This window comes from Bacillus sp. (in: firmicutes), from assembly GCA_017656295.1.
GTDB lineage: Bacteria > Bacillota > Bacilli > Bacillales > JACDOC01 > JACDOC01.
The window spans coordinates 1-23688 of the sequence record JACDOC010000020.1 but is presented as its reverse complement, the minus strand read 5'-3'; the positions used below and the strand labels follow the sequence as shown (position 1 = coordinate 23688).

Genomic DNA, 23688 nt, shown 5'->3' with positions numbered 1-23688 from the left:
TATGAGACATGTCTTATGAAAAAGTAGCACAGGCTGACAATTTAATTGTTGGTACAAAACAAACCGTTAAAGCTTTAAAAGCTGGAAATGTCCTAGAAGTGATTATTGCTGAAGACGCTGATCCAAAAGTAGTTAACAAAGTAATTGAGATCGCGAAGGACATGAATGTACCACTTACCAAAGTGGACTCGATGAAAAAGCTTGGAAAAGCTTGTGGAATAGATGTTGGGGCAGCAACTGTAGCTATAACACGTTAAACTTGTTTTTGTAGATATTGCATCTGCAAAAACTTTGTTTTTGTCAAAAAATGAACCACCTGGATGTGTGGGCTTAAGAAAATTATGAAGGGAGGAAATTTTAATGCCTACAATTAACCAATTAGTGCGCAAACCACGTAAATCTAAAGTTACTAAATCAAAATCTCCTGCGCTTAATAAAGGCTACAACAGCTTCAAGAAGGTACACACAAACGTATCTTCACCACAAAAGCGCGGTGTATGTACTCGTGTTGGTACAATGACACCGAAAAAACCAAACTCAGCGTTACGTAAATATGCTCGTGTACGCTTAACAAACGGTATCGAGGTAACAGCATACATCCCTGGTATCGGTCACAACTTACAAGAACACAGCGTAGTATTAATCCGCGGTGGACGTGTAAAAGACTTACCGGGTGTACGTTACCATATCGTTCGTGGTGCTTTAGATACAGCTGGTGTTGAAAACCGTAAACAAGGCCGTTCTAAGTACGGTACTAAAAAACCTAAAGAGAAAAAATAATAAAAAAACTTGATAGTCTTACCGAAAGGAGGAATTTTCATGCCACGTAAAGGACCTGTAGCAAAAAGAGATGTATTACCAGATCCAATTTACAACTCTAAATTAGTTACTCGTCTAATCAACAAAATTATGGTTGACGGTAAAAAAGGAAAAGCACAAAAAATTCTTTATTCTGCATTTGATATCATTCGTGAGCGTACAGGTAAAGATCCAATGGAAGTATTTGATCAAGCGCTTAAAAACGTTATGCCTGTACTAGAAGTACGCGCTCGCCGTGTTGGTGGTGCGAACTACCAAGTACCAGTTGAGGTACGTCCAGATCGTCGTACTACATTAGGTCTTCGTTGGTTAGTAAACTACGCTCGTCTTCGTGGAGAGAAGACAATGGAAGAGCGTCTAGCAAACGAAATCCTAGATGCGGCAAACAATACTGGTGCAGCTGTTAAGAAACGTGAGGACACTCACAAAATGGCGGAAGCAAACAAAGCGTTTGCTCATTATCGTTGGTAATTTTGTTTTTAATATAAATACTAAACTCACTTAAGGAAGGAGAAATTACGACATGTCAAGAGAGTTCTCCTTAGAAAAGACTCGTAATATCGGTATCATGGCTCATATCGATGCCGGTAAAACAACAACTACAGAGCGTATCCTTTTCTACACAGGACGCATCCACAAAATCGGTGAAACTCACGAAGGTGCGTCCCAAATGGACTGGATGGAACAGGAGCAAGAACGCGGTATTACGATTACTTCCGCTGCAACAACTGCACAGTGGAAAGGTCATCGTATTAACATCATCGATACTCCGGGACACGTAGACTTCACAGTTGAGGTTGAACGTTCCCTTCGTGTACTTGATGGTGCTGTAGCCGTTCTTGACGCTCAATCTGGTGTTGAGCCACAAACTGAAACAGTTTGGCGCCAAGCAACAACTTACGGAGTACCACGTATCGTTTTTGTTAACAAAATGGACAAAATCGGTGCGGACTTCCTTTACTCTGTAAAAACGTTGCACGATCGTTTGCAAGCAAATGCTCATCCAATCCAATTACCAATTGGTGCGGAAGATCAATTCGAAGGTATCATTGACCTAATCGAAATGAAAGCTTACTTCTATTTAGATGATCTAGGTACTCGTACTGAAGCTCGTGACATTCCAGACGAGTATAAAGATCAAGCAGAGGAATACCGTGCAAAATTAATCGAAGCGGTAGCTGAGCTTGATGAAGAATTAATGATGAAGTACCTAGAAGGTGAAGAAATCACTAACGAAGAACTTAAAGCAGCGATCCGTAAAGGTACTGTAAACGTTGAATTCTTCCCTGTACTTTGTGGTTCTGCTTTCAAAAACAAAGGTGTTCAGTTAATGCTAGATGCAGTATTAGATTATCTTCCATCTCCAGTGGATGTACCTGCTATTAAAGGTGTAAATCCTGACACTGAAGAAGAAGATATTCGCCCATCTAGCGACGATGAGCCATTCGCAGCACTTGCGTTCAAAGTTATGACTGACCCTTATGTTGGTAAATTAACGTTCTTCCGTGTGTACTCTGGTACGTTAGATTCTGGTTCTTACGTACTTAACTCTACAAAAGGAAAACGTGAACGTATCGGTCGTATCCTACAAATGCATGCGAACCACCGTGAAGAAATTTCTCGCGTATACTCCGGTGACATCGCAGCTGCTGTAGGTCTAAAAGATACAACAACTGGTGACACTCTATGTGACGAAAAGAACCCTATTATTCTTGAGTCTATGGAGTTCCCTGAACCAGTTATCTCTGTAGCTATTGAGCCGAAGTCAAAGGCTGACCAAGATAAAATGTCTACTGCTCTACAAAAATTACAAGAAGAGGACCCAACGTTTAAAGCTCATACAGATCCAGAAACTGGTCAAACAATTATCGCAGGTATGGGTGAGCTTCACTTAGATATCATCGTTGACCGTATGAAACGTGAGTTTAAAGTTGAAGCGAACGTTGGTGCTCCACAAGTATCTTACCGTGAAACATTCCGTAAGTCCGCTCAGGTTGAAGGTAAATTCGTACGTCAATCTGGTGGTCGCGGTCAATACGGTCACGTTTGGATCGAATTCTCTCCTAACGAAGAGGGTAAAGGATTCGAATTCGAAAACGCGATTGTTGGTGGTGTAGTACCACGCGAATATATCCCTGCGGTTCAAGCTGGTCTTGAAGACGCAATGCAAAACGGTGTACTTGCTGGTTACCCACTTATCGATATTAAAGCAAAACTATTTGACGGATCATACCACGATGTTGACTCAAGTGAAATGGCATTCAAGATTGCAGCTTCTATGGCATTAAAGAATGCAGCAGCCAAATGTGACCCTGTACTTCTTGAGCCAATTATGAAAGTAGAAGTTGTAATCCCTGAAGAATACCTTGGTGACATCATGGGTGACATCACTTCTCGTCGTGGTCGTGTAGAAGGTATGGAAGCTCGCGGTAACGCACAAGTAGTAAAAGCTTTTGTTCCGCTTGCTGAGATGTTTGGTTATGCAACATCTCTACGTTCTAATACTCAAGGACGTGGAACATACACTATGCACTTCGATCACTACGAAGAAGTTCCTAAAAATATCGCCGATGAAATTATTAAGAAAAATAAAGGCGAATAATTGATTTTACATCTTTAATCAAGTATAACTACTATTGTAAGCTATGGAAGCTTTGGAGGTGGACAACCACCTCCAGGCACCATATATATACTTAACTAATTAAAATTAAAAGGAGGATTTCCTAATGGCTAAAGAAAAATTTGACCGTTCAAAACCACACTGTAATATTGGTACAATCGGTCACGTTGACCATGGTAAAACTACTTTAACAGCTGCGATTACTACAGTTCTTGCTAAGCGTTCTGGTAAAGGTACAGCTATGGCTTACGACCAAATCGACGCTGCTCCAGAAGAGCGTGAACGCGGTATCACAATCTCAACTGCACACGTTGAGTACGAAACTGACAACCGTCACTATGCACACGTTGACTGCCCAGGACACGCTGACTATGTTAAAAACATGATCACTGGTGCAGCTCAAATGGACGGTGCAATCCTTGTAGTATCTGCTGCTGACGGTCCAATGCCACAAACTCGTGAGCATATCCTTCTTTCTCGCCAAGTAGGTGTACCATACATCGTAGTATTCTTAAACAAATGCGATATGGTAGACGACGAAGAGCTTCTTGAACTTGTAGAAATGGAAGTTCGTGACCTTCTTTCTGAATACGACTTCCCAGGTGATGAAGTACCAGTAATTAAAGGTTCTGCTCTTAAAGCGCTTGAAGGCGACGCTGAGTGGGAAGAAAAAATCATCGAGCTTATGAACGCTGTTGACGAGTACATCCCAACTCCAGAACGCGACACTGACAAACCATTCATGATGCCAGTTGAGGACGTATTCTCTATCACTGGTCGTGGTACAGTTGCAACAGGTCGTGTTGAGCGCGGTATCTTAAAAGTTGGTGACGAAGTAGAAATCATCGGTCTTCAAGAGGAACCAACTAAAACAACTGTTACTGGTGTAGAAATGTTCCGTAAGCTTCTTGACCAAGCTGAAGCTGGTGACAACATCGGTGCTCTTCTTCGTGGTGTAGCTCGCGACGAAGTACAACGTGGTCAAGTATTAGCTAAACCAGGTTCTATCACTCCACACACTAAATTCAAAGCTGAGGTTTACGTTCTTTCTAAAGAAGAAGGTGGACGTCATACTCCATTCTTCTCTAACTATCGTCCTCAGTTCTACTTCCGTACAACTGACGTAACTGGTATCATTACTCTTCCAGAAGGCGTAGAAATGGTTATGCCTGGAGATAACGTTGAAATGACTGTAGAACTTATCGCTCCTATCGCGATCGAAGAAGGTACTAAATTCTCTATCCGTGAGGGTGGACGTACAGTAGGAGCAGGCGTTGTTTCTTCTATTATCGAGTAATAACGTCTAATCGGAAAGCAGGTGGCGTTTGCCGCCTGCTTTTTTTGTTCCTTAACGTATTTTAACTAAAATATATGATTGTTTTTTGTCTTCATTCGATCTATAACGTAAAGGATTTACTTTTAAGAAAGATTTTGAATCAAGAAGAAAGATAAAAGTCAGGTTGAAAAACATTTAGAAACTAAGTATAATAGTTGAAGTGTATGGAAGTAGGAAAAACTTCTAAATACATGTTGAAACCATTTAGGTTTTTAGGTATAATAGACAATGTTGGTCTTTGACTGCGATGAAGTGGAAGGTTGCTGACACACCCGGCCGCTTTGCCATGGCGAGTGTGTGGGAAATTTCCATGGAGAATGTCTATTTATAAAATAGGCGATAAAGGAGGGAAAATAATGGCAAAACAAAAAATTCGCATTCGTTTAAAAGCGTATGATCACAGAATCCTTGATCAATCTGCAGAAAAAATTGTGGAAACAGCAAAACGTTCTGGTGCAAGCGTGTCTGGTCCGATTCCGCTTCCAACAGAAAAATCTGTTTACACAATTCTTCGTGCGGTTCACAAATATAAAGATTCTCGTGAACAATTCGAAATGCGCACACACAAACGCTTAATCGATATCATCAACCCAACTCCACAAACGGTTGATTCTCTAATGCGATTAGACTTACCGTCTGGTGTTGACATTGAAATCAAACTTTAATGAATAAAAAGCAAACATTTAGGAGGTGTGACTCATGACCAAAGGAATCTTAGGAAGAAAGATCGGAATGACGCAAGTATTCACTGAAAACGGTGACCTTATTCCTGTAACGGTTATCGAAGCTACTCCAAACGTTGTTCTTCAAAAGAAAACAATTGAGAACGACGGTTATGAAGCGATCCAACTTGGCTTCGAAGACAAGCGTGAAAAGCTTGCGAACAAACCTGAAAAAGGTCACGTAGCAAAAGCGAATACTGCTCCTAAGCGCTTCATTCGTGAAATTCGTGGTGTAAACTTAGATGAGTATGAAGTTGGTCAAGAGGTTAAAGTAGATATTTTCGCTGAAGGCGATATCGTAGATGTAACAGGTATTTCTAAAGGTAAAGGTTTCCAAGGTGCAATTAAACGCCATGGACAATCTCGTGGACCTATGTCACACGGTTCTCGTTATCATCGTCGTCCTGGTTCAATGGGACCTATTGCTCCAAACCGTGTATTCAAGTCTAAAGAATTGCCTGGACGTATGGGTGGAGAAAAAGTTACTATTCAAAACCTTCAAATCGTAAAAGTAGATGCTGAACGCAACCTACTTTTAGTAAAAGGGAATGTTCCAGGTCCGAAAAAGGCATTACTTAAAATTAAAAGTGCGGTAAAAGCAAAATAAAGACTTCTTAGGAAAGGAGGAACAAAGGAATGCCAAAAGTAGCTTTATATAACCAAAGTGGATCTCAAGTTGGTGAAATCGAACTGAAAGATTCCGTATTTGGTATCGAGCCAAATAAACATGTACTATTTGAAGCAGTAGTTATGCAACGTGCTTCCTTACGTCAAGGAACACATAAAGTTAAAAATCGTGCTGAAGTAAGCGGCGGCGGACGCAAACCATGGCGTCAAAAAGGTACTGGTCGCGCACGTCACGGATCTATCCGTTCTCCACAATGGCGTGGTGGTGGTACTGTATTCGGTCCAGTTCCTCGTAGCTACAGCTACAAGTTACCTAAAAAAGTACGCCGTTTAGCAATTAAATCAGCGCTTTCTACAAAAGTATTAGAAGAGAACATTTTAGTTCTTGAAGCACTTTCTTTCGATGCACCAAAAACGAAAGAATTTGCTAACATGTTAAAGAACTTATCTGTGAACACTAAAGCGCTAGTAGTTATGGATGGATTAGATGAAAACGTAGCACTTTCTGCACGTAACATCCCTGGTGTAACAGTAGTAGAAGCTAGCGGAATTAACGTACTTGATGTTTTAGGTCATGATAAACTAATCATGACGAAAGCAGCGGTCGAAAAAGTAGAGGAGGTGCTTGGATAATGGATGCACGAGATATCATTAAGCGCCCCGTCATCACTGAACGTTCTATGGAATTAACTGCTGAGAAAAAATATACGTTCGAAGTTGACGTAAAAGCTAACAAAACACAGGTGAAAGACGCTGTTGAAGAAATTTTCGGTGTAAAAGTTGCCAAAGTAAACATCATGAACTACAAAGGTAAGTTCAAGCGTATGGGACGTTACGCTGGTTACACTAACAAGCGTCGTAAAGCAATTGTTACTTTAACTCCAGATAGCAAAGAAATCGAATTCTTTGAAGTATAATGATTTAATTAGAAGAGGAGGGAAAAAGAAATGGCGATCAAAAAATACAAACCTACCTCTAATGGTCGTCGCGGCATGACAGTTTCTGATTTCGCTGAAATTACTACTGATAAGCCAGAGAAATCATTACTTGCGCCTCTTAAAAAGAAAGGCGGCCGCAACAACCAAGGTAAGTTAACTGTTCGTCATCAAGGTGGCGGTCATAAGCGTCAATACCGTATCATCGACTTCAAGCGTGATAAAGATGGTATACCAGGACGCGTTGCCACAATCGAGTACGATCCAAACCGTTCAGCAAACATTGCGTTAATTAACTATGTTGATGGTGAAAAACGTTACATCATCGCTCCAAAAGGTTTAAAAGTTGGTATGGAAGTAATGTCTGGTCCAGATGCAGACATTAAAGTAGGTAACGCATTACCACTTGCAAACATTCCTGTAGGTACAGTAATTCACAACATTGAGTTAAAACCAGGTAAAGGTGGACAACTAGTACGTTCTGCAGGTGCGTCTGCACAAGTCCTTGGTAAAGAAGGTAAATATGTACTTGTTCGCTTAACTTCTGGTGAAGTTCGTATGATTCTTGCTACTTGCCGTGCGACAGTAGGTCAAGTAGGTAACGAGCAACACGAACTTATCACAATTGGTAAAGCAGGACGTGCTCGTTGGTTAGGTAAACGTCCTACAGTTCGTGGTTCTGTTATGAACCCTGTCGATCACCCTCACGGTGGTGGTGAAGGACGTGCTCCTATCGGACGTAAGTCACCAATGACTCCATGGGGTAAACCAACTCTTGGATTCAAAACTCGTAAGAAGAATAACAAGTCTGATAAATTTATCGTACGTCGTCGTAAAAAATAACGGGATTGTACTACGGTTCAGTAAGCGAACCGTAGAGCAATCACGAAGGGAGGTTCAATTATGGGTCGCAGCTTGAAAAAAGGACCTTTTGTTGATGAACATTTAATGAAAAAGATCGAAAAGTTAAACGAAACTGGCAGCAAACAAGTAATTAAAACTTGGTCTCGTCGTTCTACGATCTTTCCACAGTTCATCGGTCATACTATTGCTGTGTACGATGGACGTAAACATGTTCCTGTGTACATTACTGAAGATATGGTAGGTCACAAACTTGGTGAATTCGCGCCTACTCGTACTTACAAAGGTCACGCTAGTGACGACAAGAAAACAAAACGCTAATGAGGGGAGGGCATCCTAATGCAAGCTAAAGCTGTTGCTAGAACAGTTCGTATTGCTCCTCGTAAAGCTCGTTTAGTTGTAGATTTAATTCGAGGAAAGCAAGTAGGTGAAGCAGTTGCTATCTTACGTCACACTCCAAAAGCTGCTTCTCCAATTGTAGAAAAAGTACTTAAATCTGCAGTTGCGAACGCAGAGCATAACTACGATATGGACGTAAACAACTTAGTAATTACTGAAGCTTATGTAAACGAAGGTCCAACTTTAAAACGCTTCCGCCCACGTGCAATGGGTCGTGCGAGCCAAATCAACAAGCGCACAAGCCACATCACTATCGTGGTATCAGAAAAGAAGGAGGGATAATTCGTGGGTCAAAAAGTACATCCAATCGGTCTGCGTATCGGTATTATCCGTGATTGGGAATCTAAATGGTACGCTGAGAAAGATTTCGCAGATCTTTTACACGAAGACCTTAAAATTCGTGAATATATCGCGAAACGCTTAGCTGACGCTTCTGTATCTCGTGTAGAAATCGAACGTGCGGCAAATCGTATTAACATCACTATTCATACTGCTAAGCCTGGTATGGTTATTGGTAAAGGTGGTACAGAAGTTGAAGCACTTCGTAAAGCACTTAACCAATTAACAGGCAAACGTGTTCATATTAACATCGTTGAAATTAAAAAAGCTGATTTAGATGCTAAATTAGTTGCAGAAAACATTGCTCGTCAATTAGAAAACCGTGTATCTTTCCGTCGCGCACAAAAACAAGCGATCCAACGTGCAATGCGCGCAGGTGCGAAAGGTATTAAGACAATGGTATCTGGTCGTCTTGGTGGTGCAGATATCGCTCGTTCTGAACACTATAGTGAAGGAACGGTTCCACTTCATACTCTTCGCGCTGACATCGACTACGCTCATGCTGAAGCGGACACAACTTACGGTAAACTTGGCGTGAAAGTATGGATTTATCGTGGAGAAGTCCTTCCTACTAAGAAGAAAACTGAGGAAGGAGGCAAATAATTATGTTAATGCCTAAACGCGTGAAATATCGTCGTCAACACCGCGCAAAATTAAGCGGTCGTGCAAAAGGTGACACTAACGTTACATTCGGCGAATTCGGATTACAAGCTCTTGATGCAGCTTGGGTAACAAACCGCCAAATCGAGGCAGCTCGTCGTGCGATGACTCGTTATATGAAACGTGGCGGTAAAGTGTGGATCAAAATTTTCCCACACAAACCATTCACTGCTAAACCGCTTGAAGTACGCATGGGTTCCGGTAAAGGTGCTCCAGAAGGTTGGGTAGCAGTTGTTAAGCCTGGTAAAGTAATGTTCGAAGTAGCAGGCGTTTCTGAAGAAGTAGCTCGTGAAGCACTTCGTCTTGCATCCCACAAACTTCCTGTAAAGTGTAAGTTTGTAAAACGAGAAGAAATTGGTGGTGAATCAAATGAAAGCTAAAGAAATTCGTGAACTAACCACTGCCGAAATTGAACAAAAAGTTAAAGCGTTAAAAGAAGAGCTATTCAACCTTCGCTTTCAATTAGCGACTGGTCAGCTTGAAAATACAGCTCGTATTCGCGAAGTGCGCAAAGCGATTGCACGTATGAAAACTGTTATTCGTGAAAGAGAGATCGGCGTAAACAATCGATAATTGAGAGGAGGTTCGCACAATGAGTGAACGCAACCAACGTAAAGTTTACACAGGACGTGTCGTTTCCGATAAAATGGACAAAACGATTACAGTTCTTGTTGAAACTTACAAAAAGCATCCAATTTACGGAAAACGCGTAAAATACTCAAAAAAATTCAAAGCTCATGACGAGCTAAACCAAGCAAAAGTAGGCGATATTGTACGTATCATGGAAACTCGCCCACTTTCTGCAACAAAACGTTTCCGTCTAGTTGAAATCGTAGAAAAAGCTGTTATTATCTAATGGATCGGATATAGGTTGATTCCGAAGGGAGGTAACGTCAATGATTCAACAAGAATCACGTTTAAAAGTTGCTGATAACTCTGGTGCGCGTGAAGTGTTAACAATTAAAGTTCTTGGTGGCTCTGGCCGCAAAACTGCAAACATCGGTGACATCATCGTTGCTACAGTAAAACAAGCAACACCAGGTGGCGTTGTTAAAAAAGGTGACGTTGTTAAAGCCGTTGTGGTTCGTACTAAACGTGGTGTTCGTCGTTCTGACGGCTCTTACATCCGTTTCGATGAAAACGCATGTGTGATCATCCGTGACGATAAGAGCCCACGCGGAACTCGTATTTTCGGACCAGTTGCTCGTGAACTTCGTGAAAAAGATTTCATGAAAATTGTATCTTTAGCTCCAGAAGTTCTTTAATTGAATAAAAGGTAAGGACCATTCAAGGAGGTGCGAACGAAATGCATGTTAAAAAAGGCGACAAAGTAATGGTCATCTCAGGTAAAGATAAAGGGAAAACGGGCGTAATTTTAAAAGCTTTCCCTAAAAAAGATCGCGTATTAGTTGAAGGTGTAAACATCGTTAAAAAGCATGCAAAACCTTCTCAAGCAAATCCACAAGGTGGCATCATTAGCCAAGAAGCGCCGATTCATGTTTCTAACGTAATGCCACTTGATCCGAAAACAGGTGAACCAACTCGTGTTGGTTACAAAGTAGTGGACGGTAAAAAAGTACGCGTAGCGAAAAAATCAGGTGAAGTTCTAGATAAATAAGTCTGTTGATGAAGGGAGGTATTCTAATGAACCGCCTTAAAGAAAAATATCTTAAAGAAATTACTCCAGCTCTTATGAGCAAGTTTAACTATAAATCTGTAATGGAAGTACCAAAAATCGAAAAAATTGTTGTAAACATGGGTGTAGGTGACGCTGTTCAAAACGCTAAAGCGTTAGACATGGCTGTGGAGGAGCTTTCTCTTATCACAGGTCAAAAACCAGTAGTTACTCGCGCGAAAAAATCTATTGCAGGTTTCCGCCTTCGTGAAGGTATGCCAATCGGTGCGAAAGTAACTCTTCGTGGAGAGCGTATGTACGAATTCTTGGACAAACTTATTTCTGTTTCTCTTCCACGTGTTCGTGACTTCCGTGGTGTATCTAAAAAAGCGTTTGACGGACGCGGTAACTACACTTTAGGTATTAAAGAACAGCTAATCTTCCCAGAAATCGATTACGATAAAGTAAGCAAAGTACGTGGTATGGACATCGTAATCGTTACTACTGCTAAAACTGACGAAGAAGCTCGTGAGTTATTAACTCTATTAGGAATGCCATTCCAAAAGTAATCGATATAAGGGAGGCGAAAACGTGGCTAAAAAATCAATGATTGCGAAACAAAAACGTACGCCAAAGTTTAAAGTACGTGCATATACACGCTGCGAACGCTGCGGTCGTCCACATGCTGTAATGCGTAAATTTAAACTTTGCCGTATTTGTTTCCGCGAACTTGCATATAAAGGACAAATTCCTGGCGTGAAAAAAGCTAGCTGGTAAAACCCAAGTTTGGGAAGGAGGTAAATTAAATATGGTAATGACAGATCCAATCGCAGATATGCTTACTCGTATCCGCAATGCGAACATGGTTCGTCACGAGTCATTAGAGGTTCCTGCTTCTAATATCAAAAAACAAATCGCAGAAATCCTTAAACGTGAAGGGTTCATCCGTGACGTTGAATATATTGAAGACAACAAGCAAGGTATCATTCGTATTTTCCTAAAATACGGTCCAAACAACGAGCGTGTAATTACTGGATTAAAACGTATTAGTAAACCAGGTTTACGTGTATACGCGAAATCAAACGAAATTCCAAAAGTACTTAACGGTCTTGGAATTGCAATCGTGTCTACTTCTCAAGGTGTTTTAACTGACAAAGAAGCACGTGCGAAGCAAGTAGGCGGCGAAGTTTTAGCTTACGTTTGGTAATATTTTAGACATGAATGGAGGTGCAAGGAATGTCTCGCGTAGGTAAAAAACCTATTGAAATTCCTTCTGGCGTAACAGTTACAGTTGAAGGTGCCACTGTAACTGTTAAAGGCCCTAAAGGTGAACTAACTCGTACATTTAACCGTGACATGAAAATTGAAGTACAAGATAACATCGTAACAGTTTCTCGTCCATCTGACGTTAAGGAACATCGTGCACTACACGGAACAACTCGTGCGATAATCGCAAACATGATCGAGGGTGTTTCTAAAGGCTTCGAAAAATCCCTTGAGCTAATCGGGGTTGGTTACCGTGCTCAAAAGCAAGGTAAGAAACTTGTATTGAACGTAGGTTACTCTCATCCAGTTGAAATCGAGCCTGAAGAAGGTCTTGAAATCGAAGTACCTTCTAACACAAAAGTAGTTGTTAAAGGTGTAGACAAAGAACGTGTTGGTGCTTTAGCAGCTAACATTCGTGACGTTCGTCCGCCAGAGCCTTACAAAGGTAAAGGTATTCGTTACGAAGGTGAATATGTACGTCGTAAAGAAGGTAAAACAGGTAAATAATGCCGCATAGGTAGAAGAAAGGAGTGACCCAAATGATTATCAAGCCAGATAAAAACAAAGTTCGCAAAAAAAGACATGCTCGTGTTCGTGCGAAGTTAAGCGGAACGGCTACTCGTCCTCGTCTAAACGTTTTCCGTTCTAACAAACACATTTACGCGCAGTTAATTGACGATGTAAACGGTGTAACATTAGTTAGCGCATCTACTTTAGATAAAGAGTTTGATTTAGAATCTACTGGTAACGTGGAAGCAGCGAAAAAAGTTGGTGAGCTTGTTGCTAAACGTGCGGTAGAAAAAGGTTTCACAAGTGTTGTATTTGACCGCGGCGGATATTTATATCATGGTCGTGTAAAAGCATTAGCTGAAGCTGCTCGTGAGAACGGTCTACAATTTTAATGGATAAAGGAGGGACAACAAAGATGCGTCGCATTGATCCTAGCAAACTTGAATTAGAAGAACGCGTAGTTACTGTTAACCGTGTTGCAAAGGTAGTTAAAGGTGGACGTCGTTTCCGTTTCTCTGCGCTAGTAGTTGTAGGTGACAAAAACGGTCACGTAGGTTTCGGTACTGGTAAAGCGCAAGAGGTACCTGATGCAATTCGTAAAGCTATTGAAGATGCTAAGAAAAATTTAATCGAAGTACCTATCGTAGGTACAACAATTCCACACGAAGTAATCGGTCACTTTGGTGCAGGTGAAATCTTCATGAAACCTGCTTCTGCCGGTACTGGAGTTATCGCAGGTGGTCCTGTACGTGCGGTGCTTGAATTAGCGGGTGTTCAAGATATCCTTTCTAAATCTTTAGGATCTAATACACCTATTAACATGGTTCGTGCAACTATGGACGGATTAAAACAATTAAAACGTGCTGAGGACGTAGCGAAATTACGTGGTAAATCCGTGGAAGAACTGTTAGGATAAGGAGGGATAACAATGGCGAAAAAATTAGCAATTACCCTCACTCGTAGCGTAATTGGTCGTCCGAAAGACCAACGTGAAACAGTTAAAGCTCTTGGCTTACGTAAATTGCATCAAACGGTTGAGCACAATGATAACGCGGCAATCCGTGGTATGATCAACAAAGTGTCTCACTTAGTTACTGTAAAAGAAATCTAATTTTATTTTCTTCAATAAGGAGGTGCCGACATGAAACTTCATGAACTAAAACCTGCTGAAGGTTCTCGTAAAAAACGTAATCGTGTAGGTCGTGGTATCGGTTCTGGTAACGGTAAAACTTCAGGCCGTGGTCAAAAAGGACAAAACGCTCGTTCTGGCGGCGGTGTTCGTCCTGGTTTTGAAGGTGGTCAAACTCCTTTATTCCGTCGTTTACCAAAACGTGGTTTCACAAACATCAACCGTAAAGAATATGCGATCGTTAACCTTGATGCATTAAATCGCTTTGAGGACGGAACAGAAGTTACTCCAGAACTTCTAATTGAAACTGGCGTAGTAAGCAAAGAAAAAGCAGGAATTAAAATTCTTGCAAAAGGTAACATCGAGAAGAAGCTTACTGTAAAAGCTCATAAATTCTCTTCTGCTGCAAAAGAGGCAATTGAAGCTGCTGGCGGTACAACTGAGGTGATTTAATGTTCCAGACGATCTCCAATTTTATGCGCGTGGGCGACATAAGAAAAAAAATTATCTTCACCTTATTAATGCTCGTTGTATTTCGTATCGGAGCATTCATTCCGGTTCCAAACGTAAATGCGGATATTTTAAAAATGCAAGATGACGCTGGCCTCTTTGGATTCTTAAATATTTTTGGAGGCGGCGCCCTATTCAACTTCTCCATCTTCGCGATGGGAATTATGCCTTACATTACAGCATCCATTATTGTTCAATTACTTCAAATGGATGTTGTACCGAAATTTACGGAATGGTCGAAACAAGGTGAAGTTGGAAGAAGAAAGTTAGCTCAGTTTACCCGCTATTTCACCATTATTTTAGGCTTCATTCAAGCTTTAGCCATGTCATATGGTTTCAACCGCTTTGCTGGTGGATTATTAATTAAGGATCCAGGCTTCGATACGTACCTTTTAATTGCGCTTGTTCTAACTGCAGGTACGGCTTTTCTTATGTGGTTAGGTGAGCAAATTACAGCTAATGGTGTTGGAAACGGCATTTCCATCATTATCTTCGCTGGTATCGTTGCCGGAATTCCACAAGCGGTGAACCAAATTTATGCACAGCAAATTGAAGGGGCAGGCGAACAATTATTTATGCGCATTGTTTTCTTAGCCCTGATTGTACTTGCTGTGATTGCCATTACTGTTGGAGTTATATTTGTCCAGCAAGCTTTACGTAAAATTCCGATTCAGTATGCGAAACGTTTAGTGAATCGCAACCCTGTTGGTGGTCAATCGACTCACCTTCCGTTAAAAGTTAACGCAGCAGGAGTTATTCCAGTCATCTTTGCGATTTCATTTATCATTACTCCACAAACGATTGCATCGTTTTTCGGACAAAATGAGGTTACAGACTTTATCCTGTATGTGTTTGACTACACCAAACCAGTTGGGATGATTCTTTACATTGCTTTAATTATTGCATTCACCTATTTCTATGCATTTATTCAGGTAAATCCGGAACAAATGGCGGAAAACTTGAAGAAGCAAGGTGGATATATTCCAGGTATCCGACCTGGTAAAAACACTCAAGAGTATTTAACTCGCGTGTTATATCGTTTAACGTTTGTAGGTTCGATTTTCTTAGCAGTTGTTTCCGTGCTTCCTGTTTTCTTTATTACATTTGCGAAATTACCACCAGCTGCTCAAATTGGTGGAACGAGCTTACTCATCGTTGTCGGGGTAGCTCTAGAAACAATGAAGCAATTGGAAGCACAGCTTGTGAAACGCCACTATAAAGGGTTCATTAAGTAATAACGGTTTTGGGAACAATTTATGTTCCTAAAACCTACTTTCAGACTGAGGGGGAATACGAGTGAATTTAGTATTAATGGGGCTTCCTGGTGCAGGAAAAGGCACCCAAGCTGAAAAAATCGTAGAAGAATACGGGATCCCTCATATTTCAACTGGTGATATGTTTCGTGCAGCTATTAAAGAGGGCACGGAGTTAGGATTAAAGGCAAAATCGTTCATGGATAAAGGTGAACTTGTCCCAGACGAAGTAACAATTGGCATCGTTCGTGAGCGCTTAAGCAAAGACGACTGTCAAAAAGGTTTCTTGCTTGACGGCTTTCCAAGAACGGTAGCACAAGCAGAAGCTTTAGAAAACATGTTACAAGAACTGAACAAATCGATTGATTATGTTCTTCACATCGACGTGGACAAAGAGATTTTAATGGAACGTCTAACAGGTCGTCGCATTTGTAAAGAATGTGGTGCTACGTACCATCTCGTATTTAATCCACCGACAAAAGAAGGCATTTGCGATCGTTGTGGCGGTGAGCTTTATCAACGTGCAGATGATAATGAAGAAACTGTTCAAAACCGCTTAGACGTAAACATCAAGCAAATGCAACCATTGTTAGATTTCTATCAAGAAAAAGGTTATTTACGTACAATTAATGGTCAGCAAGAAATTGACAAAGTGTTTGCCGACGTTAACGAATTGCTTGGGGGATTAAAATAATGATCATTTGCAAAACCCCTCGAGAAATTGACATTATGCGCGAAGCAGGTCGGATTGTAGCCTTAACCCATAAGGAATTGCAAAAGTATATCCAACCGGGTATTACAACAAAAGAACTCGATGCAATTGCTGAGAAATTTATTCGACAACATGGTGCAATTCCTTCTTTTAAAGGGTATAATGGTTTTCGTGGCAGCATTTGTGCTTCTGTGAACAATGAACTTGTCCACGGAATTCCTGGAGATCGCGTATTGAAAGAGGGAGATATCATCTCCATTGATATCGGCGCAAAATACAACGGGTACCATGGCGATTCTGCTTGGACGTACCCAGTTGGTCAAATAGATGAAGAAACACAAAGACTACTTGAGGTGACCGAAGAATCCCTCTATCGTGGTCTGAAAGAAGCAAAACCGGGCGCGCGCCTTTCGAACATCTCCCATGCGATTCAAACGTATGTGGAAGCAAACGGCTTTTCAATTGTCCGTGAGTATGTTGGTCACGGAATTGGTCAAGACTTACATGAGGATCCACAAATTCCTCATTACGGTCCTCCAAATAAAGGACCACGTTTAAAGCCCGGAATGGTACTCGCTATTGAACCGATGGTGAATGCAGGAAGCCGTTATGTCCGTACACTTCCTGATAACTGGACTGTAGTAACGGTTGATGGAAAAATGTGTGCTCATTTTGAGCATACGGTAGCCATTACGGATGATGGTTACGAAATTTTAACCCAAGCCTAAGTGAAGGTGATATATTTGAACGAAGATCCACGTCCTCAAATAGGTCAATTTGTGTTGATCAAAAAAGGACGCGATGCTGGGCAATATGGTGTAGTCGTTGGTCATCTTGATGAACGGTTTGTTCTGATTGCCGATGGTGACAAACGAAAGTTTGATCGCCCGAAAAAGAAAAACATTCAACATCTTGAATGTATTGACTATGTTTCTCCTGAAGTTCAGAGCAGTATTCAAGAAACTGGGCGAGTCACTAATGGGAAGCTCAGATTTGCTTTAGCAAAGTTTTTGAATGAAGTCTTGGAAGATGTGAAGAAGGGAGACGAGTTCGATGGCGAAAGACGATGTTATCGAAGTGGAAGGCACAGTAGTTGAAACTTTGCCAAACGCTATGTTTAAGGTAGAATTAGAAAATGGTCATACAGTTCTTGCTCACGTATCTGGTAAAATCCGCATGCACTTTATTCGCATTTTACCAGGAGACAAAGTTACTGTTGAGCTTTCTCCGTATGATTTAACACGCGGAAGAATTACGTACCGTTATAAATAATATTAGCACTCCGTACTACTAAGGAGGTTAGAACAAGATGAAAGTAAGACCATCAGTAAAACCAATCTGCGAGAAATGTAAAGTTATTCGTAGAAAAGGTAAAGTAATGGTTATCTGTGAAAATCCTAAACACAAACAAAAACAAGGTTAATTTTGAAGGAGGTGCGTTTTTACAATGGCTCGTATTGCAGGTGTTGATATCCCACGTGACAAACGTGTTGTAATTTCTTTAACTTACATCTATGGTATTGGTCGTCCAACGGCGAAAAAAATCTTAGCTGAAGCAGGTGTATCTGAGGATACTCGTGTTCGTGATTTAACAGAAGAGGAACTTGGTAAAATCCGTGATATCGTTGACAAGCTTAAAGTAGAAGGTGACCTTCGTCGTGAAGTGTCTCTAAACATCAAGCGTCTAATGGAGATCGGATGCTATCGTGGTATTCGTCACCGTCGTGGTTTACCAGTACGCGGTCAAAATACGAAAAACAACGCTCGTACACGCAAAGGTCCTCGTAAGACTGTAGCGAACAAGAAAAAATAATCGGTAAAGGAGGTTGCTTAAAGAATGGCACGTAAAACAAACACTCGTAAGCGCCGTGTGAAAAAGAATATTGAAACAGGTATTGCACACATTCGTTCAACTTTCAACAATACAATCGTTACTATTACAGACGTTCATGGAAATGCGATTGCTTGGTCTAGTGCTGGTGCGCTTGGTTTCAAAGGTTCTCGTAAATCTACTCCTTTCGCAGCGCAAATGGCAGCAGAAGCAGCAGCAAAAGCATCTATGGAGCATGGTATGAAGTCTCTTGAAGTAACTGTAAAAGGTCCTGGTGCAGGACGTGAAGCAGCAATTCGTGCGCTTCAAGCTGCTGGTCTTGAAGTGACTTCAATCAAAGACGTAACACCAGTTCCACACAATGGATGCCGTCCACCAAAACGTCGCCGTGTTTAATTTTTCTGTATAAAGATTCATATCCGTGGCGATAATGGGATATGATGGTAAACTTTATACAGAAGAAGTTTTAATCCAGTTGTTGTGCACAAACGGGAACGTAAACATGGGGGAATTTCGGTTAGGCGAAGCCTGAGAACGGTCTAGCCGGGGTTTCGACGTTTTGAAGGAGGGTAAATTTGAATGATCGAAATTGAAAAACCAAAAATTGAAACGGTTGAGATCAGCGATGATGCCACTTACGGGAAATTCGTCGTAGAACCACTTGAGCGTGGATATGGTACAACTTTGGGTAACTCCTTACGTCGTATCCTATTATCCTCACTCCCAGGTGCCGCTGTCACATCTATTCAAATAGATGGAGTACTGCATGAGTTCTCAACAATTGAAGGCGTCGTAGAAGATGTAACGTCTATTATTTTAAATATTAAAAAACTAGCATTAAAAATATATTCTGATGAAGAGAAGACGCTTGAAATTGATGTGCAGGGTGAAGGAGTTGTAACTGCTGCTGATATTACGCATGATAGCGATGTGGAAATTTTAAATCCTGATTTACACATTGCGACTCTTGCGTCAAATGGCCATTTACGTATGCGATTAACTGCGAAGCGAGGACGTGGCTACACTCCAGCAGATCAAAATAAACGAGAGGATCATCCGATCGGCGTTATCCCAATCGACTCCATTTTCACACCAGTCTCTCGAGTAAACTATCAAGTTGAAAATACTCGTGTAGGCCAAATGACCAACTATGATAAGCTATCATTAGACGTGTGGACAGATGGTAGCATCGGTCCAAAAGAAGCTGTTGCCTTAGGTGCGAAAATTTTAACAGAGCACTTAAACATCTTCGTTGGACTAACTGATGAAGCACAAAATGCTGAAATTATGGTCGAAAAAGAAGAAGACCAAAAAGAAAAAGTTCTTGAAATGACGATCGAAGAACTTGATCTTTCTGTACGTTCTTATAACTGCTTGAAGCGTGCTGGTATTAATACGGTTCAAGAATTAGCGAACAAAACAGAAGAAGATATGATGAAAGTACGTAACTTAGGACGTAAATCATTAGAGGAAGTTAAATCAAAACTAGAAGAACTTGGATTAAGCTTACGTAAAGAAGACTAATTATCTTTCCGCGTAAGGCCCGAAAAGTTCGTAACAATGATTTCAACAAAGGAGGGAACCTTCATGTCTTACAGAAAGTTAGGACGTACAAGCGCTCAACGTAAAGCGTTATTACGTGACTTAACAACTGACCTTATCATCAATGAGCGCATTGAAACGACTGAAGCTCGTGCGAAAGAATTACGCTCAGTTGTTGAAAAAATGATTACTCTTGGTAAACGTGGAGACCTACATGCTCGTCGTCAAGCAGCTGCTTTCATCCGTAAAGAAGTAGCGAACGAAGAGAATGGACAAGATGCACTTCAAAAATTATTTAGTGAAATCGCTCCACGCTACGCTGAGCGTCAAGGTGGTTACACTCGCATTATGAAACTTGGTCCACGCCGCGGTGACGGTGCGCCAATGGTTATCATTGAATTAGTGTAATGATACATCTTTAGATCAACAACAAGGGCGGGACAGTTATTTATAACTGATTCTATGCCCTTTTTCTCTATCGTCTTAAAAGTTAGAGCGTTATGATGAGCATGACTACATGACTCGTCTAGCTCCATGCACCTCTTTTCCGTCCCATACATTGGGAGTCGATGATAAGAAAAGTATACGCTTTTCTTAGAAAAGGGGTGCAGGCTTTTTTTATATGTACACCTTTTTTCAAGAGTGGAGTAGAGAAGAGAGGATTGAGTTGAGAGGAGGAACTTCAAGTGGAGAAGCTCATATCTGTAAAAAACGTTTATTTTCAATATCCCGGTCAAGAAGGCTATGCGTTAGAAAATGTTACGTTTGATGTATTTGCCGGAGAGTGGGTAGCATTGGTCGGTCATAACGGTTCAGGTAAATCGACGTTAGCGAAAATGCTGAACGGCCTTCACTTTCCGCAAAAAGGTTCGGTAGAAGTTTGTGGATATGAGTTGAATGAACAAAATATATGGGAAATAAGAAAACATATTGGGATGGTGTTTCAAAATCCAGATAATCAATTTGTTGGAACAACCGTAGAAGATGATGTGGCTTTTGGTTTGGAAAATCAGGGAATTCCCCGTGAAGAAATGGTCAATCGTGTAATAGAAGCACTTAAACATGTGAAAATGGAACAATTTCTTAATCAAGAGCCACACCATCTGTCAGGCGGACAAAAGCAGCGTGTTGCAATTGCAAGTGTTCTAGCATTACGCCCCTCTATCATTTTATTGGATGAAGCGACTTCCATGTTAGATCCAAAGGGAAGGGCAGAAGTGATTGAAACGGTAAAAACATTAAAAGAGCGCTATCAATTAACCGTCATTTCCATCACTCATGATTTAGAAGAAGCTGTAAAAGCGGATCGAGTAATTGTGATGAATGGTGGAAAAGTCTTTTCAGAAGGGGGACCAAAAGAGATTTTTGGGCTCGATGAACAATTAGTAGAGTTAGGGTTGGATATTCCGTTTGCCGTGAAACTTAGAAAAGCGCTCCAAGAAAAAGGAATTTCTGTTTCATCACAATTGATGAACGAAGAAGAGTTGGTGAATGAGTTATGGACATTACATTGCAGCAAGTAGAGTATCGCTATCAAGTGGGAACACCGTTCGAACGACGAGCCATCTACGATATTGATTTGGACATCCCTCATGGAACGTATTTAGCGGTAATCGGGCATACAGGATCTGGCAAATCAACGCTCATTCAACATTTAAACGCCTTATTGCAACCGACAAAAGGAACGGTCACCATAGGAGATACGAACATTCAAGCAGGAAAAAAAGAACGCCAAATCCGTCAAGTTCGTCAAAAAGTCGGGATTGTGTTTCAGTTTCCTGAACACCAACTTTTTGAAGAAACCGTAGAAAAAGATATTTGTTTTGGCCCGATGAACTTTGGGGTATCGGAAGACGAAGCGAGAAAGCGAGCTCGAAAAGCTATTGAACTTGTTGGTTTATCGGAAGATTTGTTGTCTAAATCCCCTTTTGAGTTATCCGGTGGTCAAATGAGACGGGTGGCTATTGCTGGTGTGTTAGCAATGAAACCGAACGTCCTCGTTCTTGATGAACCGACAGCTGGACTGGACCCAAAAGGTCGAAAAGACATTATGGACATGTTTTACCGGTTACATCAAGAGGAACGTTTGTCAACTGTTTTAGTCACTCATAGTATGGAGGATGCGGCGAAGTATGCCGATGAAATTATTATTATGCACAAGGGAACCATTCATAAGCGGGGAACTCCAACGGAAATCTTCCATTCGCCAGAAGAACTTCTCCAGCTTGGATTAGACGTACCTGATGTCGTTCGGTTCCAATATCAATTAGAGAAGAAGCTGGGAATCCAATTGAATACCCGGTGCCTTTCCATCGAACAACTAGCGGAAGAAATTCAACGTTGGATGGGGGGGAACGGACGATGATGGACAAAATGATTTTTGGACGTTATGTACCTTCTGATTCGATTGTGCATCGGTTGGATCCTCGCTCGAAATTACTGTTTGTGTTTTTCTATATTGCCGTCGTTTTTTTAGCGAACAATGTTGTAACCTATGGTTTGTTAACATTCTATACGTTTTTGCTATTATTTTTATCTAATATACCGGTCAAATTCATTTTAAATGGGCTTAAGCCAATATTATGGTTAATTTTATTTACGTTTATTCTTCATTTGTTTTTTACAAAACAAGGGGAAGTTGTTTTTCAATGGGGCTGGTTAACGTTTTACGAAGAAGGAATCAGACAAGGGATCTTTATTTCATTACGATTTTTATTACTTATTCTCGTCACTTCTTTACTTACGTTAACCACGTCACCGATTTCCATCACGGATGGCTTAGAGAGCTTGTTAGGCTATTTCAAACGATGGAAATTTCCTGTTCATGAATTAGCATTAATGATGTCCATTTCTCTCCGGTTCATTCCAACGCTTATGCAAGAAACGGAAAAAATTATGAAAGCACAAGTCGCAAGAGGGGCGGATTTTACACACGGCTCGATCAAAGACCGATTGAAGGCCATAGTTCCATTGCTTATTCCCCTTTTCGTCAGTTCGTTTAAACGAGCGGAAGAGTTAGCCGTTGCGATGGAAGCACGCGGTTATCGAGGGGGAGAAGGACGGACCAAATATCGGCAATTACAGTGGAAATGGACAGATTCGGTAGCACTCATCACGTTAGCCGTTTTAGCCTTCATTCTTTTTATGTTACGGACGTAATGGAGTGGACAATATGTATCGATACAAAGCCATTATATCCTACGACGGGTCCCGTTTTAGCGGGTATCAAATCCAGCCAACTGGTCGAACGGTTCAAGGAGAATTAGAAAAGGCCCTTTCCACTCTCCATAAGGGCGAGCCTATTTCTGTTGTCGGCTCTGGTCGGACAGATGCTGGCGTCCATGCGAAAGGGCAAGTCATTCATTTTGATTCACCACTTCCCATTCCTTTAGAAAAATGGCCAAAAGTATTAAACGGTCTCTTACCAACGGATATTGCTGTACAGTCCGTCCAACAAGTATCCATGGACTTCCATGCTCGTTTTTCTGCAATGGGAAAGGAATATCGTTATTTGGTGTATCAACAGAAAGAGCGTGACCCTTTTAAACACCATTACGAATATCATTATCCTTATCCTCTTAACCTCAATGCGATGGTCGAAGCAAGTACGTATTTAATCGGTACACACGATTTTACGAGCTTCTGTTCAGCGAAAACGGAAATCGAAGACAAAGTAAGAACGATCGAACAAATTCGCATTTGGGAAGAGGAAAAAGGTTTGGTGTTTCAATTTATCGGTAACGGCTTTTTATATAATATGGTACGAATTATTGTTGGGACATTGCTCGAAGTAGGAAGTGGAAAAAAATACGCAAGTGATATTCCGAGAATTTTAGAAGGGAAAAATAGAGAGCTTGCCGGGAAGACCGCGCCAGCCTGTGGTTTATATTTATGGCAAGTGTTTTATGACAACTAATCCAGGTGTAAGTATGAGTAAAATTATTGTGGGCAAAATTTAACCCCCTCATTTGTTGAGGGAACGTTAGAACGCTCAACAAATGA

40 protein-coding genes are annotated in these 23688 nt (G+C 41.1%); all 40 read left to right on the top strand.

Annotated elements, in window-relative coordinates:
* Positions 1-8: 8 nt before the first annotated feature.
* The 40 genes from H0Z31_13195 to truA all read left to right on the top strand — a co-directional run bounded on the left by H0Z31_13195 (position 9) and on the right by truA (position 23602).
* Positions 9-257 (top strand): 50S ribosomal protein L7ae-like protein, encoded by a 249-nt coding sequence (locus H0Z31_13195; protein ID MBO8178398.1) that lies wholly within the window; start codon positions 9-11, stop codon positions 255-257.
* A gap of 103 nt (positions 258-360) precedes the next feature.
* Entirely contained in the window at positions 361-780 is a 420-nt protein-coding gene (gene rpsL / locus H0Z31_13190) for a 30S ribosomal protein S12 (GenBank protein MBO8178397.1), read from the top strand.
* 39 nt (positions 781-819) lie between these two features.
* Positions 820-1290: a 30S ribosomal protein S7 gene (rpsG, locus tag H0Z31_13185; protein ID MBO8178396.1), complete on the top strand. Its 471-nt coding sequence runs from the start codon at positions 820-822 to the stop codon at positions 1288-1290.
* Positions 1291-1342: 52 nt separating this feature from the next.
* Positions 1343-3421 (top strand): elongation factor G, encoded by a 2079-nt coding sequence (gene fusA, locus H0Z31_13180; protein ID MBO8178395.1) that lies wholly within the window; start codon positions 1343-1345, stop codon positions 3419-3421.
* A gap of 124 nt (positions 3422-3545) precedes the next feature.
* Complete coding sequence (tuf, locus tag H0Z31_13175) at positions 3546-4736, top strand: elongation factor Tu (GenBank protein MBO8178394.1); 1191 nt, start codon at positions 3546-3548, stop codon at positions 4734-4736.
* Between the two features lie 395 nt (positions 4737-5131).
* On the top strand, positions 5132-5440 hold the full coding sequence (gene rpsJ, locus H0Z31_13170; protein ID MBO8178393.1) for a 30S ribosomal protein S10: 309 nt from the start codon (positions 5132-5134) through the stop codon (positions 5438-5440).
* Positions 5441-5474: 34 nt separating this feature from the next.
* Positions 5475-6104, top strand: coding sequence for a 50S ribosomal protein L3 (rplC, locus tag H0Z31_13165; protein MBO8178392.1), 630 nt, complete (start codon positions 5475-5477; stop codon positions 6102-6104).
* A 29-nt stretch (positions 6105-6133) separates the two neighbouring features.
* Entirely contained in the window at positions 6134-6757 is a 624-nt protein-coding gene (gene rplD / locus H0Z31_13160) for a 50S ribosomal protein L4 (GenBank protein MBO8178391.1), read from the top strand.
* Positions 6754-7041, top strand: coding sequence for a 50S ribosomal protein L23 (rplW, locus tag H0Z31_13155; GenBank protein ID MBO8178390.1), 288 nt, complete (start codon positions 6754-6756; stop codon positions 7039-7041). The genes rplD and rplW overlap by 4 nt, the downstream gene beginning before the upstream one ends.
* A gap of 30 nt (positions 7042-7071) precedes the next feature.
* On the top strand, positions 7072-7902 hold the full coding sequence (gene rplB, locus H0Z31_13150; protein MBO8178389.1) for a 50S ribosomal protein L2: 831 nt from the start codon (positions 7072-7074) through the stop codon (positions 7900-7902).
* A gap of 60 nt (positions 7903-7962) precedes the next feature.
* Entirely contained in the window at positions 7963-8241 is a 279-nt protein-coding gene (gene rpsS, locus H0Z31_13145; GenBank protein ID MBO8178388.1) for a 30S ribosomal protein S19, read from the top strand.
* A gap of 18 nt (positions 8242-8259) precedes the next feature.
* Complete coding sequence (rplV, locus tag H0Z31_13140; GenBank protein ID MBO8178387.1) at positions 8260-8601, top strand: 50S ribosomal protein L22; 342 nt, start codon at positions 8260-8262, stop codon at positions 8599-8601.
* A gap of 3 nt (positions 8602-8604) precedes the next feature.
* Positions 8605-9261 carry a 30S ribosomal protein S3 gene (gene rpsC / locus H0Z31_13135; protein ID MBO8178386.1) on the top strand — a complete coding sequence of 219 codons (657 nt, stop codon included), beginning with the start codon at positions 8605-8607 and terminating at the stop codon, positions 9259-9261.
* 2 nt (positions 9262-9263) lie between these two features.
* Positions 9264-9698, top strand: coding sequence for a 50S ribosomal protein L16 (rplP, locus tag H0Z31_13130; GenBank protein MBO8178385.1), 435 nt, complete (start codon positions 9264-9266; stop codon positions 9696-9698).
* Positions 9688-9891 carry a 50S ribosomal protein L29 gene (rpmC, locus tag H0Z31_13125; GenBank protein MBO8178384.1) on the top strand — a complete coding sequence of 68 codons (204 nt, stop codon included), beginning with the start codon at positions 9688-9690 and terminating at the stop codon, positions 9889-9891. Before rplP ends, rpmC begins: the two co-directional genes overlap by 11 nt.
* Positions 9892-9910: 19 nt before the next feature.
* Complete coding sequence (rpsQ, locus tag H0Z31_13120) at positions 9911-10174, top strand: 30S ribosomal protein S17 (protein ID MBO8178383.1); 264 nt, start codon at positions 9911-9913, stop codon at positions 10172-10174.
* Between the two features lie 40 nt (positions 10175-10214).
* Positions 10215-10583 carry a 50S ribosomal protein L14 gene (gene rplN / locus H0Z31_13115; protein MBO8178382.1) on the top strand — a complete coding sequence of 123 codons (369 nt, stop codon included), beginning with the start codon at positions 10215-10217 and terminating at the stop codon, positions 10581-10583.
* Positions 10584-10624: 41 nt separating this feature from the next.
* Complete coding sequence (rplX, locus tag H0Z31_13110) at positions 10625-10936, top strand: 50S ribosomal protein L24 (GenBank protein ID MBO8178381.1); 312 nt, start codon at positions 10625-10627, stop codon at positions 10934-10936.
* Between the two features lie 26 nt (positions 10937-10962).
* Positions 10963-11502 (top strand): 50S ribosomal protein L5, encoded by a 540-nt coding sequence (gene rplE, locus H0Z31_13105; protein MBO8178380.1) that lies wholly within the window; start codon positions 10963-10965, stop codon positions 11500-11502.
* Between the two features lie 22 nt (positions 11503-11524).
* Positions 11525-11710, top strand: a complete 186-nt coding sequence (locus H0Z31_13100; GenBank protein MBO8178379.1) for a type Z 30S ribosomal protein S14 — start codon at positions 11525-11527, stop codon at positions 11708-11710.
* Between the two features lie 31 nt (positions 11711-11741).
* Positions 11742-12140: a 30S ribosomal protein S8 gene (gene rpsH / locus H0Z31_13095; protein MBO8178378.1), complete on the top strand. Its 399-nt coding sequence runs from the start codon at positions 11742-11744 to the stop codon at positions 12138-12140.
* A gap of 29 nt (positions 12141-12169) precedes the next feature.
* The gene (gene rplF / locus H0Z31_13090; protein MBO8178377.1) at positions 12170-12706 is read left to right on the top strand and encodes a 50S ribosomal protein L6; all 537 of its coding nucleotides are present in this window, start codon (positions 12170-12172) and stop codon (positions 12704-12706) included.
* A gap of 32 nt (positions 12707-12738) precedes the next feature.
* Positions 12739-13101, top strand: coding sequence for a 50S ribosomal protein L18 (gene rplR / locus H0Z31_13085; protein ID MBO8178376.1), 363 nt, complete (start codon positions 12739-12741; stop codon positions 13099-13101).
* Positions 13102-13124: 23 nt separating this feature from the next.
* The gene (gene rpsE, locus H0Z31_13080; GenBank protein MBO8178375.1) at positions 13125-13625 is read left to right on the top strand and encodes a 30S ribosomal protein S5; all 501 of its coding nucleotides are present in this window, start codon (positions 13125-13127) and stop codon (positions 13623-13625) included.
* A 12-nt stretch (positions 13626-13637) separates the two neighbouring features.
* Positions 13638-13820, top strand: coding sequence for a 50S ribosomal protein L30 (gene rpmD / locus H0Z31_13075; GenBank protein ID MBO8178374.1), 183 nt, complete (start codon positions 13638-13640; stop codon positions 13818-13820).
* Between the two features lie 30 nt (positions 13821-13850).
* Positions 13851-14291, top strand: a complete 441-nt coding sequence (gene rplO, locus H0Z31_13070) for a 50S ribosomal protein L15 (protein MBO8178373.1) — start codon at positions 13851-13853, stop codon at positions 14289-14291.
* On the top strand, positions 14291-15583 hold the full coding sequence (secY, locus tag H0Z31_13065) for a preprotein translocase subunit SecY (protein ID MBO8178372.1): 1293 nt from the start codon (positions 14291-14293) through the stop codon (positions 15581-15583). Before rplO ends, secY begins: the two co-directional genes overlap by 1 nt.
* Before the next feature lie 61 nt (positions 15584-15644).
* Positions 15645-16295, top strand: coding sequence for an adenylate kinase (locus H0Z31_13060; GenBank protein MBO8178371.1), 651 nt, complete (start codon positions 15645-15647; stop codon positions 16293-16295).
* A complete protein-coding gene (gene map / locus H0Z31_13055; protein ID MBO8178370.1) occupies positions 16295-17041 on the top strand; it encodes a type I methionyl aminopeptidase in 747 nt (248 codons plus the stop codon). Before H0Z31_13060 ends, map begins: the two co-directional genes overlap by 1 nt.
* A 15-nt stretch (positions 17042-17056) precedes the next feature.
* On the top strand, positions 17057-17410 hold the full coding sequence (locus H0Z31_13050) for an RNA-binding protein (GenBank protein MBO8178369.1): 354 nt from the start codon (positions 17057-17059) through the stop codon (positions 17408-17410).
* Positions 17367-17585, top strand: a complete 219-nt coding sequence (gene infA, locus H0Z31_13045) for a translation initiation factor IF-1 (protein MBO8178368.1) — start codon at positions 17367-17369, stop codon at positions 17583-17585. Before H0Z31_13050 ends, infA begins: the two co-directional genes overlap by 44 nt.
* 37 nt (positions 17586-17622) lie before the next feature.
* The gene (rpmJ, locus tag H0Z31_13040; protein MBO8178367.1) at positions 17623-17736 is read left to right on the top strand and encodes a 50S ribosomal protein L36; all 114 of its coding nucleotides are present in this window, start codon (positions 17623-17625) and stop codon (positions 17734-17736) included.
* A gap of 24 nt (positions 17737-17760) precedes the next feature.
* Positions 17761-18126: a 30S ribosomal protein S13 gene (gene rpsM, locus H0Z31_13035; GenBank protein ID MBO8178366.1), complete on the top strand. Its 366-nt coding sequence runs from the start codon at positions 17761-17763 to the stop codon at positions 18124-18126.
* A gap of 24 nt (positions 18127-18150) precedes the next feature.
* Positions 18151-18540 (top strand): 30S ribosomal protein S11, encoded by a 390-nt coding sequence (gene rpsK / locus H0Z31_13030; GenBank protein ID MBO8178365.1) that lies wholly within the window; start codon positions 18151-18153, stop codon positions 18538-18540.
* 183 nt (positions 18541-18723) lie between these two features.
* Positions 18724-19668 carry a DNA-directed RNA polymerase subunit alpha gene (locus tag H0Z31_13025; protein MBO8178364.1) on the top strand — a complete coding sequence of 315 codons (945 nt, stop codon included), beginning with the start codon at positions 18724-18726 and terminating at the stop codon, positions 19666-19668.
* Between the two features lie 63 nt (positions 19669-19731).
* Positions 19732-20094: a 50S ribosomal protein L17 gene (rplQ, locus tag H0Z31_13020; GenBank protein ID MBO8178363.1), complete on the top strand. Its 363-nt coding sequence runs from the start codon at positions 19732-19734 to the stop codon at positions 20092-20094.
* Between the two features lie 278 nt (positions 20095-20372).
* Positions 20373-21209, top strand: a complete 837-nt coding sequence (locus H0Z31_13015; GenBank protein ID MBO8178362.1) for an energy-coupling factor ABC transporter ATP-binding protein — start codon at positions 20373-20375, stop codon at positions 21207-21209.
* Positions 21185-22051, top strand: coding sequence for an energy-coupling factor ABC transporter ATP-binding protein (locus tag H0Z31_13010; GenBank protein ID MBO8178361.1), 867 nt, complete (start codon positions 21185-21187; stop codon positions 22049-22051). The genes H0Z31_13015 and H0Z31_13010 overlap by 25 nt, the downstream gene beginning before the upstream one ends.
* Complete coding sequence (locus tag H0Z31_13005; GenBank protein MBO8178360.1) at positions 22048-22845, top strand: energy-coupling factor transporter transmembrane protein EcfT; 798 nt, start codon at positions 22048-22050, stop codon at positions 22843-22845. The genes H0Z31_13010 and H0Z31_13005 overlap by 4 nt, the downstream gene beginning before the upstream one ends.
* Positions 22846-22858: 13 nt before the next feature.
* Positions 22859-23602, top strand: coding sequence for a tRNA pseudouridine(38-40) synthase TruA (gene truA / locus H0Z31_13000; protein MBO8178359.1), 744 nt, complete (start codon positions 22859-22861; stop codon positions 23600-23602).
* The last annotated feature ends 86 nt before the right edge of the window (positions 23603-23688 follow it).